The sequence below is a fragment of the Hymenobacter mucosus genome (assembly GCF_900188255.1).
Classification (GTDB): domain Bacteria; phylum Bacteroidota; class Bacteroidia; order Cytophagales; family Hymenobacteraceae; genus Hymenobacter; species Hymenobacter mucosus.
On record NZ_FZNS01000007.1, the window covers coordinates 137,123 to 151,251 of the forward strand.

The 14,129-nt window shown below is 58.5% G+C and carries 7 protein-coding genes; all 7 read left to right on the forward strand.

Annotated features, from left to right (window positions below):
* The first annotated feature begins 61 nt into the window (after positions 1–61).
* The 7 genes from CHB83_RS16835 to CHB83_RS16865 all read left to right on the forward strand — a co-directional run bounded on the left by CHB83_RS16835 (position 62) and on the right by CHB83_RS16865 (position 13,646).
* Positions 62–3,418, forward strand: a complete 3,357-nt coding sequence (locus tag CHB83_RS16835; protein WP_089333466.1) for a VCBS repeat-containing protein — start codon at positions 62–64, stop codon at positions 3,416–3,418.
* A gap of 103 nt (positions 3,419–3,521) precedes the next feature.
* On the forward strand, positions 3,522–5,552 hold the full coding sequence (locus tag CHB83_RS16840; RefSeq protein WP_089333467.1) for an alpha-L-arabinofuranosidase C-terminal domain-containing protein: 2,031 nt from the start codon (positions 3,522–3,524) through the stop codon (positions 5,550–5,552).
* 311 nt (positions 5,553–5,863) lie between these two features.
* Positions 5,864–7,588, forward strand: coding sequence for a hypothetical protein (locus tag CHB83_RS16845; RefSeq protein ID WP_218823186.1), 1,725 nt, complete (start codon positions 5,864–5,866; stop codon positions 7,586–7,588).
* A 42-nt stretch (positions 7,589–7,630) separates the two neighbouring features.
* Positions 7,631–9,037, forward strand: coding sequence for a vanadium-dependent haloperoxidase (locus CHB83_RS16850; protein ID WP_245855377.1), 1,407 nt, complete (start codon positions 7,631–7,633; stop codon positions 9,035–9,037).
* A gap of 1,007 nt (positions 9,038–10,044) precedes the next feature.
* The gene (locus tag CHB83_RS16855) at positions 10,045–11,133 is read left to right on the forward strand and encodes a PAS domain-containing sensor histidine kinase (RefSeq protein ID WP_089333468.1); all 1,089 of its coding nucleotides are present in this window, start codon (positions 10,045–10,047) and stop codon (positions 11,131–11,133) included.
* Between the two features lie 141 nt (positions 11,134–11,274).
* Entirely contained in the window at positions 11,275–11,694 is a 420-nt protein-coding gene (locus CHB83_RS16860) for a PAS domain-containing protein (protein WP_089333469.1), read from the forward strand.
* Positions 11,655–13,646: a PAS domain-containing protein gene (locus tag CHB83_RS16865; protein ID WP_089333470.1), complete on the forward strand. Its 1,992-nt coding sequence runs from the start codon at positions 11,655–11,657 to the stop codon at positions 13,644–13,646. The genes CHB83_RS16860 and CHB83_RS16865 overlap by 40 nt, the downstream gene beginning before the upstream one ends.
* The last annotated feature ends 483 nt before the right edge of the window (positions 13,647–14,129 follow it).

Here is a 14,129-nt window from a genome sequence, read left to right on the forward strand (position 1 = left end):
AGCACTGTTACGCGCTGAGGTATGCTCCATCGTCCCCCACCCGTCTCCATTCTCGTTATTCATGCTTTGCAAGCACCCGTTCCTTCTAGCGGCTAGCCTGCTGATTTTGCTTTACTTGTCTGGGTGCCAGCACGAGCAGCGCGCCGTAGTGAATAAGAACGCGCTGTTTCAACTAGTGCCGTCGGAGCAAAGCCACGTCACGTTCCGCAACGACTTCCAGGAGGACGAGTTGACCAACGTGCTGGTGTACGAGTACACCTATAACGGCGGTGGCGTGGCCCTCGGTGACGTGAACAACGACGGCCTCGACGACATCTACTTCACGGCTAACAAAGGCAGCAACAAGCTCTACCTGAACAAAGGAAACCTTCGTTTCGAGGATGCTACTGATGTGGCGGGCGTGGCCTTGCCGAAAGGCTGGAAAACTGGCGTCACGATAGTAGACCTGAACGCCGACGGCCGCCTCGATTTCTACGTGTGCCGCTCGGGCGACTTGCCGGGTAAGCTCCGCCAAAATCAACTCTTCCTCAACCTAGGTCCGGATACGCAAGGGGTGCCCCACTTTCGGGAGCAAGCCGCTGCGTGCGGGTTAGCCGATTCGGCCTACAGCACCCAGGCCGTCTTTTTCGATTACGACAAAGACCAGGACCTCGACATGCTGCTGCTGAACCACAGTCCGCGCCGATTTGAGAACCTGGATGAGTTTTACATCAAGCAACTCATGCGCACGCCCGATGCGCTGACGGGGCTAAAGCTGTACCGCAATGAAGGCAGCCGACAGGGCTTGCCGCAGTTTCGGGAGGTGGCCACCGCGGCGGGCTTGCTGAACACGCGCTTGTCCTTTGCTCTCGGCGCCTCTGTGGCAGACCTCAACAACGATGGCTGGCCCGATATTTACCTGTCGAGCGACTACCTAGCCCCCGACTATCTCTACCTCAATAACCACGACGGCACGTTCACCGACCAACTCGGCAGCCAAATGGGCCACACGTCGCTCTCCTCGATGGGCAACGACGCGGCCGACCTCAACAACGACGGCTACGCCGATGTGTGCACCCTCGACATGCTGCCCGAGGACAACCGGCGGCAGAAGCTGCTCTTCGCCAGCGACAACTACGAGTTGTTCCGCATCCGCGACGAAGCAGGGTTGCACAAGCAGTACATGCGCAACATGCTGCACCTCAACAACGGCAACGGCACCTTCAGCGAGATTGGGCAGTTAGCCGGCATCTCGAATACTGATTGGAGCTGGGCCCCACTGCTGGCCGATTATGACAATGACGGCTGGAAAGATCTGTTTATCACCAATGGCTTTCTGCACGACTACACCAACCTAGATTTCCTGAAGTACATGGGCGACTTTCTGCACGACCGCCAAGGCGACGTGCAGCGCAAAAACCTACTAGATCTGGTGCGCAAGATGCCTTCCTCCAACGTGATGGGCTACGCATTCCGTAACAAGGGCAACGCGACCTTCGCCAACGTCAGCGCCGACTGGGGCATCACGGAACCCGCCAACAGCAACGGTGCCGCTTACGCCGACCTCGACAACGACGGCGACCTAGATGTGGTGGTCAACAACCTCAACGGCGAGGCGTTTCTATACCGCAACACCGCGGAGAAACGGCTTAAAAACCGGGGCTTATCCGTGCGGTTGGAAGGCCTAGGTGCCAACCGCCTAGGTATCGGGGCGAAGGTGCTGCTGTATAGCAACGGCCTGACCCAGACCCAGGAACAGCTAGTCGGGCGCGGCTACGAATCGAGCGTGTCGCCGGTGCTGCACTTTGGCCTAGGTCAGCAGCGCCAAGCCGATTCGGTGCGCGTGGCGTGGCCGAGCGGCCGACAGCAGGTGGTGCGCGCCGTGGCAGCAGGTAAGCTGCTGGTACTGCGCGAAGCGGAGGCGCAGAAGCCAATGGCATCAGCTCCGACCAAAGCTAGCCTACCGGCGTTTGCGGCGGTAGCTTCGCCGATTACGGCGGTGGCGGAAGAAAACAACGTCAACGACTTTAAGCGCCAACCGCTGCTCGTCAACAGCTTATCGTACAGTGGGCCGTGCCTGGTGCAGGCTGATGTGAACGGCGACGGTCGGCAGGATATGTTCATGGGTGGCGCCTCGGGCCATGCCAGCCGACTCTTTGTACAACAGGCTACGGGCCAATTTACGGAGTTGCCGCAGCCTGCTTTGGAAGCTGATTACCTACAGGAAGACACCGACGCCGCTTTCCTGGATGCAGACCACGACGGCGACCTAGACCTCTACGTGGCCAGCGGCGGCTACGACAACTTCTTACCCGGCGACGCGCTCCTGCAAGATCGGTTGTACCTCAACGACGGGCGCGGCAACTTCAGCAAAAGCCCCGCGGGCAGCCTGCCCGCCATGCCCACCAGCACCGCCTGCGTGCGAGTAGCCGACGTGAACGGCGACAGCGCCCCCGACCTCTTCGTGGGAGGCCGCGTGACACCCGGCCGCTACCCCGAACCGCCCACCAGCTACCTGCTGCTTAACGATGGCCACGGCCACTTCCGCGACCAAACCGCGAACCTAGCCCCTGCGCTCCGGCAGCTAGGTATGATAACTGACGCCGCCTGGGTGGACCTGAACCAAGACCAACGCCCCGACCTGGTGACGGTAGGCGAATGGCTGCCCGTGCAAGTATGGCTGAACCAGAACGGCCGGCTTACTGACCAAACTGCGACTTACCTGCCCGGCAAGCTGTCGGGTTGGTGGAACAAGCTGCTAGTAACCGACCTGAACAAGGACAACAAACCGGACCTAGTAATCGGCAACATGGGCCTGAACACTCAGTGCCGGGCCAATGCGCAGCAACCCGCGGAGCTGCACTACAAGGACTTCGACGACAACGGCGCCATCGACCCGATTTTGTGCATGTATTTGCAAGGCAAAAGCTACCCCTTCGTGTCGCGCGATGAGCTGCTGGACCAGCTCAGCATGACGCGCAGCCGCTTCCCGAACTACAAGAGCTACGCCGACGCCCAACTCACCGACATCTTTAAACCAGACGAGTTAAAGGGCACCAACGTACTACGCGCCAACCATCTGCAAACCAGCTGCCTACTGAGCACCCCGCAAGCTAGGTATCGGCTAGCTTCCCTCCCACCCGAAGCGCAATACACCCCCATCTTCGCCCTCACTACCCTCGACTACAACCACGACGGCAACCCCGACTTACTGCTCGGCGGCAACGCTACCCACAGCCGCATCCGCTTCGGCAACAACGATGCGGGCTATGGCCTGCTCTTGCGCGGCAACGGGCGGGGCGGCTTCACCACGGTTCCGCAGCGGCAGTCGGGCTTGCGGGTGCAGGGCGATGTGCGCAGCTTCGCCCAACTCGGTAAGGTGCTCGTGGTAGGGCGCAACAACCAGCCTTTGCAAGCCTATGCTTTGCAAAGTCCATAACCAATTGATTATTCGCACGCTACCGAAACACGAGCTTCTCTCCGACAGACCTAGGTTCCGGTACGTAACGTCAAACCTGTTCAGTTCTCACTAGCATACCCCTATGAAAATCTCCCCGTCTTCCCTGCTGCTGACGTGCTTAGGCCTAGCATCCTTGCTGCCTGGTCGTAGCGAGGCGCAGAAAGCCCCCAGAAAAGCGCAGCCCGACCTAGCCGCTGGCAAACCTATCAGCCAGGATCTGTTCGGTATCTTTTTCGAAGACATCAACTACGCCGCCGACGGGGGCCTCTACGCCGAGCTAGTGCAAAACCGCTCTTTCGAGTACACTCCCAACGACAACGCCGCTTGGCATTCCCTCACGGCCTGGGAGTTTCTGCGGGAAGGCTACTCCTTCGGCACCATGTCGGTGGAAACGGCGGCGCCCGTCAACCCCAGCAACCCGCATTACGTGACCTTGCACGTGGAGAATGAGATGCAGAAAGGGCTTGGCTTGAAGAACAGCGGCTTCGATGGCATTCCGGTGAAGGCTGGCGACCAGTATAATTTCTCGGTGCAGGCCCGGGTAAAGGGCGGCAAAACCGTTCCGCTGCTTGTTCAATTGCGCGACAAAGAAGGCGGCGTGCTGGCGACGGCATCGCTACCGGTGCAAAACGCCTCTTGGCAGCCCTACCGCGTAACGCTTACCCCCACGGGCACCGATGCCGCCGGCAGCCTAGTGGTGGTGGCCACCGGCAAAGGCACCGTCGACCTTGATTTGATTTCCCTGTTCCCGCAGAAAACCTTCAAGAACCGCCCCAACGGCATGCGCGCCGACCTAGCCCAGGCCATAGCCGACTTGCAACCGAAGTTCGTGCGCTTTCCCGGCGGCTGCCTCGCCCACGGCGACGGCTTGGAGAACATGTACCGCTGGAAAAACACCATCGGCCCCCTGGAGCAGCGCGTGGCGCAGCGCAACATTTGGAACTACCACCAGACCGCCGGCCTAGGGTACTTCGAGTATTTTCAATTCTGCGAAGACATTGGTGCTAAGCCTCTGCCGGTAGTACCAGCGGCAGTATCATGCCAAAACTCGGGCGGCACGTGGCGCATCGGCGGCACCGGGCAGCAGAGCATTGCCATGGCTGAAATGCCGGAGTACGTGCAGGAAGTACTGGACTTGATTGAGTACGCCAACGGCCCCACTACCTCTACCTGGGGCGCCAAGCGGGCCGCGGCGGGCCACCCCGAGTCGTTTCACCTAGAGTATGTAGGCGTCGGCAACGAAGACAAGCAGACTCCAGAGTTTCGCGAGCGGTTCAAGCTTATCTACGACGCCGTCAAGCAAAAGCACCCCGAAGTCACGGTGATTGGTACCGTGGGGCCAGCCCCTCGCGGTGAGGACTTTGACCAGGGTTGGACCTTCGCCAATCAGTTGGCCGTGCCCATGGTGGATGAGCATTACTACGAGAGTCCCGAGTGGTTCCTGAAAAACAACCGCCGCTACGACAGCTACGACCGCAAGAAGTCTACCGTGTACCTAGGGGAGTACGCTTCGCGGGGCAACACCCTTTTCAACGCCCTGGCCGAAGCCGCCTACATGACCTCGTTGGAGCGCAACGGCGACGTAGTACGCCTCGCTTCCTACGCCCCGCTGCTCGCGAAAGAAGGCCACACCCAGTGGAACCCCGACCTAATATACTTCAACAACTCCACTGTGTGCCCTACCGCGAACTACTACGTGCAGCAGCTGTTCTCGCGCAACCAGGGCAGCGAGTACTTCGGCGGCGTGCTCACGGCCACCGACTCGGCCGTGGTCAGCTCCTGCGTGCGCGACGCCAACAGCGGCGACGTGATTCTGAAGCTGGTGAATTCCGGCGCTACCGCCCAGCCCGTGCGCGTGGATTTGTCGCGCTTCAAGCGCCTGCGCCCCACGGCCGAAGTCATCACGCTTTCCGGTCCGCGCGATGCCAAAAACACCTTCGCCAGCCCGCAAACGGTAGTGCCCAAAACAGCTCCGTTCAAAGCTAGCGGCAACTTCGCCTACACGGCTGCGCCTTATTCGCTCACGGTGATTCGGGTGAAAGGCAGCGACGCCAAGCCGCGTAAGGACGTGTCGCGGGGCAGCACGGCCAGCAGTGGCTCCGCAGGTCGTTAGTTTAGACTTCGTCCTGAACTAGCATTAGCAAGAAAGAACGTCATGCTGAGCTGGTCGAAGCATCTCTACCGCGTCGTTGCAGACGTCAGAACCATGTAGAGACGCAATATTTTGCGTCTCCTCGTGGAACGATCCACCTAGAACGACCCAGCTAAACAACATCAGCAACGAGGAGACGCAAAATATTGCGTCTCTACACCGGGTAACAAAGCGGTAGAGATGCTTCGACCAGCTCAGCATGACCGCCATATGTTACCGACCTTTTGCTTCGAGACAAGACTTTTGCATAAACCATGTATTTACCAAATAGTATGCAGCGTCGGGCGCACTTGTTTTTGTTGGCTACCCTAGGGTGGTTGGGGGTGTTTGTGGAGCCGGCCAGGGCTCAAAATGAGCTGCTGCCCCTCACTTCCCTTGATGGGGTGTATACGCCAGCCAAGGGCAAGGGCGAAATGAAATTCAGCTTCGCGTGGCCCGAGCCATCGGCAGAGTTTGCGGGCTTTCAGTTTAGCTTTCGGGTGCAGACGTTCGAGAATGCCTACGCCATCGACCCGGCCCGCACGCGGCTGGAGCGCTCCGGCGACCGGCTGCGCTACGTGTGCCAGGGCTTTACGTGGGCCGGCGGGCAGGAAAAGGCGGCCGGCGAACTCACAGCCGAGCTGCAACGCAACCCTGATGGCAGTGTGAAGTGGCGCGTATCAGCCCAAATGAACCAGCCGATCAAGTCCATTAGCACCGTGGTACGGGGCATTCCGCGGGGCGAACTGTCGTTGGCGGGCAGCAACTTCATGGACCCGCACGACGACGAAAACACGTTTGAGTACCCGCAGCTATTTGGCCAGCTTTCTACGCCGCTGATTGTCATTAAGAAGCCCCAGGGTGGGTTTTTCGAGCTTTCGGCCCGGCAGACGGAAGTGCGCCCCGCTAGGTTTTACTTACAACCTGGCCCCGACAGCTACCGCGCCGAGCTGATTTATGAGCAAGCCGGTTGGGACAGGCGCAAGCGCGTGCAAAGCTGCCTCTGGCGCATCGGGGCGGCCCCGACTTACGAGGCCATTGCCAAACCGTTCTTTGCCCACGTCTCCCAAGCCTACCGCATTCCAGCCTACGCCACCCGCCCCGACGTACCCGCTTGGCTGCGCGACACCAAGCTGGTAGTGGCCCTGCACGGCGCCCACTGGACGGGTTTTATCTTCAACGACTACGCCAAGCAGCTCAGCATTTTGCGCTGGATAGCCACTCAAATTGACCCGAAAAACGTGCTGGTGTTTCTGCCCGGCTGGGATGGGCGCTACTACTGGAACTACCCACTCTACCAAACTGACCCGCGCATGGGCGGCGACAAAGGCTTTCGGCAGCTCATCAATGAAGGCCACAAGCTAGGTTTTCACTTCTCGGCTATGTTCGGCACCAACTCGGCCAACCGCGAGCTGCCCGTGTTCAAGAAGTTTGCCGATGCCATCACCCAGCACACCGACGGCGACAACTGGGACCTGAACTGGGTGGATTGGGACAACGACCGCCACGGCGACGGCTGGATGCCGGTGATGAACGTGGGCGTGGCCTCGTGGCGCAACTACTTGCGCGACCGGATCGACAAAGTTATCAAGGATTACCACGTCGATTCGTACTTTATGGACATTGCCGGGCTCTGGGAAAACAACCCCAAAGCCGACATGTACGTGGGCACCCAACAGTTGGTAACGGACCTAGCTCGGCGCCACCCCGGCGTGCTGCCCATTGCCGAAATGCACTACGACGCCCTGATGAGCGTGTTCCCCCTGACGCAGGTGCCGCGCTACGCGCAGTACCCGGCCGGCTTCTACACTTACGTGGATAGCTACAACCACCTCAGCACCCCGGCGCCGGGCTCGGGCAGCACGGGCGTACATGAGTACGGCTTCAGCAAGCCCCGGCCTGTGTCGGCCAGCCAGCGCCCCATCCCCACCATCACCTTCGCCGACGACACCTTCGATAAGTACCGCGAGCAAGTTGCCCAGGATATTCAGGCGGCCAAGGCACGCAAGGTGGAGTAATCTAGCTTCCGTTCCCTCATCAAGTTCATACTCATTTATTCCATGCCTTTGCCCGTGAGCCGTTTTCTGCTGAGCATGTTGCTGTTAGTTGCCAGCGTGGGCGGGCAATCCTGCCGGCGCATGGTGCCCGCGGACTACGAGCCCCCGGCGGATCGGATCGGCTGGGTCGTGGATGAGATGAACGAGCTGATGATGCACGACGTAACCAACCCGCCGCTGGCCGCCCGGTTTTTTGCCTATGCGCTGCTCGCCGGCAACGAAGTGTTGGCCCAAACCGACTCCACTTGCCCCGCTTTAGCAGGCCAGCTACACGTTCCGCTAACGGTACCTAGGCCGGCAACCCCAGGCTACTCACCTAGGGTGGCTGCGCTGCTCGCCATGCTGCAAACGGCTGGTAAGCTCCAACCTTCCGGCAGTGAGCTGAAAGCCCGCGAACAAGAATTGTTGGACGACTGCCGCCACCGAGGCATGCCGGCGGAGGTGCTAGCGGCCTCGCAGCAGGTGGCCCAGCAAGTTGCGCAAGCGGTGCTGGCGTACGCCAAGCAAGACGGCTACTATCGCATCAGCGACCGGCCGCGCTACTCGCCCACCGAGGGCACGGGCTACTGGTACCCGACCCCGCCCGGCTACTTCGCGGCCGTGGAGCCCTATTTCAGCACGATCCGTCCCTTTTTCCTGGATTCGGCCGGACAATATGCGCCAGCACCACCCCTAGCTTTTGCTCCCACTAAAGGCTCTGGTTTTTACCAACTAATGGACAGCGTGCGGCAAGTAGGCAACACGCTCACCACGGAACAACGGCAGATAGCTAGCTTTTGGGACTGCAACCCGTTTGCGATGCAAGACCAAGGGCATTTGCAGGTTGGACTCAAGAAAATGTCGCCGGGAGCGCACTGGATGAAGATTGCCGGCACTGCCTGTCGGCAGAGCCGAGTCTCCTTTGGCCGTGCTATGCAAGTGCACACCGTGCTGGCCCTCACCCTCACCGATGCCTTTATCTGCTGCTGGAAGGAAAAGTACCGGAGCAATCGGATACGCCCCGAAACGGCCATCCGTCGCTACCTCGATCCGCAGTGGAAGCCCATGCTTCAAACCCCGCCTTTCCCGGAGTACCTGAGCGGACACTCGGTCATTTCCACGGCGGCAGCAGGTGTGCTTAGTCACTATTTTGGCCCCGCATATGCCTACACCGACGATACCGAAAAAGAATTTGGCCTGAAACCTAGGCGCTTTACGTCCTTCCAACAAGCGGCGGCCGAGGCGGCCGTGTCGCGCCTCTACGGCGGCATTCACTTCCCCGACGCTGTGCGCCAAGGTCAACTACAGGGTCATAAGGTGGGACAATTGGTGGTGCGGCGCCTTACGCATTCTGCAACAGGTGAGTATGCGCAATCATACCAACCTACCGCGGTATTTCCTCTCACAAGGCTACCCAAGCGTAATCCTTGATGTAGCCCGAAGACCTTCCGGACTTCAATAAACCAGTCCCTAATGTACCGAGCATACCCTTTGACGTCACTTAACCCTTCATCTTACTCCACACCAAGCTTTGAACGTGTAGTATCACTCGGCGCAGGTTGCAATCCTCAGCACACACTTGTAAGGGACGGTGTTTGCTAAAAGCACAGGTGCAAGCGCTGCTACACTCAGCAGCAGTTCAGGCAAGCGTGGGAACTTGCTCAGACTGTTGAGTGATACTACACGTTTATGTTTATTCTGAAAATCACTGCTACTACAAGTAGGGAAGATGCCTGCTATGCTATTCCCTTTCTACCTACTACAGATAGAATAGCAACTCTTAGTAACGCCCTAGCTCTAAAGGCCAGGTCTGCATTTGTGCAAATACCCCCGGCAGTTCAAACCAAAGGCTGGTAGGAACCTACCCTCAAGATTCGTTTTCTTGCCGTACAACTGCCCGCTTTGCACCACTATCTACTGCTCAAATTGCCTACTCTTACGCTCACCTACGACCTATTCAACGAATACATTGAGGCTCAGTGGAATGACCTGCCTGCGTTGCCCACCTTGCTCACGGCTACGAGGAGATATTGCTGGTCCTCACCCGGGTGCAGTACGCCCGGGTGAGGACCAGCGAACTTTCTGGGACCCTGGCCCGATGAGGCGCAGTGGATAGCACGAGACTGGTTTCCTCGGGCGCAGGCCGCAGGAATGAAGAACTTCGATACTAAGGAAAAGGCCCGCGGCACACTGCTGTTGTAAGCTGGTGTAGAGAATTGATAACTCACCTGGATAGGATTCAATTTCATGCCCGCACCATTAGTAGGCAGAAGCTACCCACTACTGAAAATCAGCCTTCTTCATGCGTTGCGCAAGCCGGGTCAAATCACAGCTTCATTAAGCACCAATAGCCCCTGGCGTACGCTTTGTGTTTATTACGGAGGAGGAACCTTCCCCACGCGCATATTGCTTAGGTTTACGCTTTAGTTATCCTCCTGATGTTTGACGATTACCCGCAGTTATTTCGCTCGTTCCTGCAGCAGAGCCAGACCGTCTTTTTTTCGTACGATGTGGTCCAACACCGCCTGGCCTACGTAAGCCCCGCCTACGAGCAGGTGTTTGCCAGCCCCGCCTCCCTTGCAAATCAGCAGTTGCCTACCTTCCTGACGCACGTGCACCCCGAGGACCAGCCCCTACTACGCCAACACTGGCAGCGGGCCTTGGCGGGCGAACAGGTGGAAGGTGTAGAAGTGCGCATGATGCAGCCCACGGGCGGGCCCCGCTGGCTATGCCTGGCCGCCAGCCGGGAGCAAGTCTCCGACGGCTCGGTTTACTTGAGTGGCACTGCCAGCGACATCACCCATGCCAAGGCAGTAAGCCTGAACGCGCAGAAGTTTAATACGAAGAAGGATGCCACCCTGGAGATTCTCTCTCACGACTTGGCAGCTCCGCTCGTGCTGCTCCAACAGCTGACAGAGCATTTGCGCAGCGAAGCATCGGCGGAGAATGCAATGGTGCATCATCTGCTGGAGCTTATGGAGCGCACTTGCTCCCAGGGGGTAGGGCTAATCCGCGACTTCGTAGACAACGAATTTATGGAGTCGGCCAATGTGGAGCTTAAGTGCGAGCGGGCAGATTTGGTTGCTTGGCTGGAAGTGATTCTGCAAGAGTACAAGCAGTCGGAGTGGCACACCCATTTGCAGTTTGCCTTCACTGCCCACGAGCAGCCCTTGTACGTCAGCTTCGACATCAACAAGTTTCAGCAGGTTATCAACAACCTCATTAGCAACGCCATCAAGTTTACCCCCGACGGAGGACGCATTCATGTTACGGTGGCACGCCATGGTACCCAGGCGGTAGTCACGGTGGCCGATACGGGCGTGGGCATTCCGGAGGCGGTGCAGCCGGTTCTGTTTGACAAATTCACCAAGGCCCGCCGCCCGGGTTTGCGCGGAGAGAAAACCAATGGGCTGGGCATGTCCATTATTCAGACCATTGTTGCATTGCACAACGGGCACATCTCCTTTGAGAGTACGGAAGGGGTAGGCACTACCTTCGTTGTGGAGATGCCCGCCCTAGAAGCCTAATCGTTTTTTGGTAGCGGCTGGCCGGGGTGCCGTACGTACCCGGCAACTCGGTAGCAGCAGGCCGCCTCGGCTTTGCGGAGTTTGCGTCCCGTGCCGCCGTATTCTTTCGCTAGTGTTCGTACTCCCCTTCCACTCTTGGTCATGTCCGTTACTAACCCCTTCGAGGCTTTCTTCGACCTGGTTCCTACCGGGGCAGTGCTTTACGCGCCGGTCTTCGACGCCGACGGCGACCTAATCGATTTTCGCTTCGTGCGCCTCAACCCGGCGGGGCAGCGTTTATTGGGGCTACCCCCGGAGCCAACCAAGACTTTTCGGGAGCAGTACCCGCATAGCGTACCCAGCGGCATCTTTGCCCAGTATCGCACAGCTTACCTGACAGGCCACGCGTCAACATGTGATGTGCCCTATGAGGGAGACGGCATCGACACCTTCTTTCGGCTGGTGGCTCAGCGCAGCGGCGAACTGCTGGTCGTCAACTTCACGGACATGGCCGATTTTCCCACTCGGCGGTTGAGCAGTCCTTGCGCAAAAGCAAGGAAAAGGAGAAGGCGGCACGGGTAGCGGCGGCGCACGCAGCCCAAGCCGCTTTAAACCAGGAGCGCGCTACCTTTTACCAGGTGTTTGCCATGACGCCGGCGGCAATCTGCATCCAGCGCGGGCCCGAACACCTCTTTGCGTATGCCAATGACGCGTATTTGCAGTTCTTTCCGGGTCGCGAGATTGTAGGAAAAACAGCGGCCGAGGCCATTCCCGAAATTGTGGACAGCGGGGTGCTGGCTTTGCTAGACCACGTTTACCAAACGGGGGAAACGTATTATGGCACCGAGCTGCCTTTGCAGATTAAGCAGCCCGACGGTTCGTTCCGTCAGATGTACTTTACCTTCACTTATCAGGCCTTTCACGAGAACGGAGAAATTGCGGGCATTTCTACCTTCGCCTACAACGTAGCCGAGCAGGTGCTGGCCCGGCAGCAACAAGAAGACCAACAGCAACAGCTCCAGGAGCTTTTCCTGCAAGCCCCTGCGCCCATTGTCATCCTCGACGGTCCGGAGTGGGTGTTTCAACTCGTGAACCCAGCCTACCAGCGCAATTTTCCTGGGCGGGAATTGGTAGGTAAGCCGCTATTGCAGGCCTTACCTGAACTAGTTGGCACGCCCATTCCAAAACTCCTCACGTGGGTGTACCAAACTGGCGAGCCGGTTACGATGGAGGAGCTACCCTTGTGGATGGCACGCTACGAAGGGCAGGCACTGGAAGAAATGTATTGGTCGTTTACCTGCCAGGCCCGGCGGAACGCACAAGGCGACATAGATGGCGTGCGCATCTTTGCTCATGACATTACCGAGCAAGTTCGCACGCGTCGGCAGGTCGAAGCCAGCACCCAACAATTGCGCCTAATTACCGACTCTTTGCCCGTACTGATTAGCTACGTCGATCGGGAGCGGCGCTACCAGTTCGCCAACGAAGCCTACCGGAACTGGTTTAGGCAAGACCCCGCCCAGCTACTGGGCAAACCCGTCTGGCAGGTGATTGGCGAAACGGCTTATGCAGCGGTGGTAAACTATCAGGATCGGGTGCTGGCGGGCGAGCGGCTGGCGTTCGAGACCCGTATGCCCTACCGCAAAGACTTTGTCCGCCACATTCACACCGACTACATTCCCGATGTCCGGGCGGGGCAAGTGGAGGGCTTCTACGCTTTGGTAACAGACGTTACCGAGCAGGTGCTGGCGCGCGAACAGGTGCAAGCGCTAAATGAGGAGCTGGCCGTTGCCAACGAGGAGCTTCAGGCTACCAATGCGGAGCTACATCAGGCAAATGCGCAACTCACGCGCACCAACGTAGACCTGGACACGTTCATCTACACGGCCTCTCACGACCTGAAAGCACCCATTGCCAATATCGAAGCTATTCTGCTGGCCCTTCGCACGCAGCTAGCCCCCGAAGTGCAAAACGAGGCCATTATTGCGCAGTTACTGCACCTACTGGGAAATACAGTGAGCCGCTTCAAGCGTACCATTGCCCAACTCACGGACATTACCAAGCTGCAATTGGTCCACGCTGGGCCGGTTGAGTGGGTTCACCTAGCTACCCTTGTGGAAGAGGTGTGCCAAGACCTAGCACCCGCCCTACACGAGGCACAGACAGAGCTTACGGTGACAATACCTGCGAATTTGGTTGTCTCCTTTTCGCCGGCGAACCTACGCAGTATTATTTACAATCTCCTCAGCAATGCCGTGAAGTACCGCGCCCCCAACCGGGCTTCGCTTGTGCAGGTGCAGGCCTCCCAAATTGCTCAGACCATTATACTCACGGTGCAGGACAACGGCCTGGGACTAAGTGAGCTACAGCAGCGCCAACTCTTCGGCTTGTTCCAGCGCCTGCACACGCATGTAGAAGGCACTGGTGTTGGCCTTTACATCGTCAAGCGGCTCGTAGAAAACGCGGGCGGAACCATTACCGTCCAAAGTCAGCCCGACGCAGGGGCCACCTTTACCGTGACTTTCCCTGCCTAAGCTTTTATTCCTGAGTTCTTTTCCTGTGGCTTAATAGCTGGGGGAGCAACTCGCTGACGAAGGACTTTACTGGTTTGAAGCCACTGGGATGGAACTAGGCGCCAAGCATCATTTCTAGCGGGCCTGCTACGCACTGGTAGCCGGCGCCGCCTGCAGCCGAGGCACGCTAGGGGTCCCAGCTATGAGGTTGCGAAGCCCAAAATTACGGGTTTATCGCCCTGCAAACCCGTACTAACCCCGAAGCCAAACGGTAAGCAGAGCCGTTAAACCGAAGGCTTTCTACTTCATCCCCTCATCGGCGGCACCCATGTGCGCCCCTTTTCTCTACTTTTTCCCTAGCACACACTCCCTGGTACCGGCGTACGCTACTTCTTTGCTGGCGGCCCGCTGGTGCCGGGAAAGGCCGCTACCGTTGTGACATGATGAGCACCCTGGCTGGCTTATTTAGTAGTACTGGTTATTGGCCTCATTGCAGGACCACCA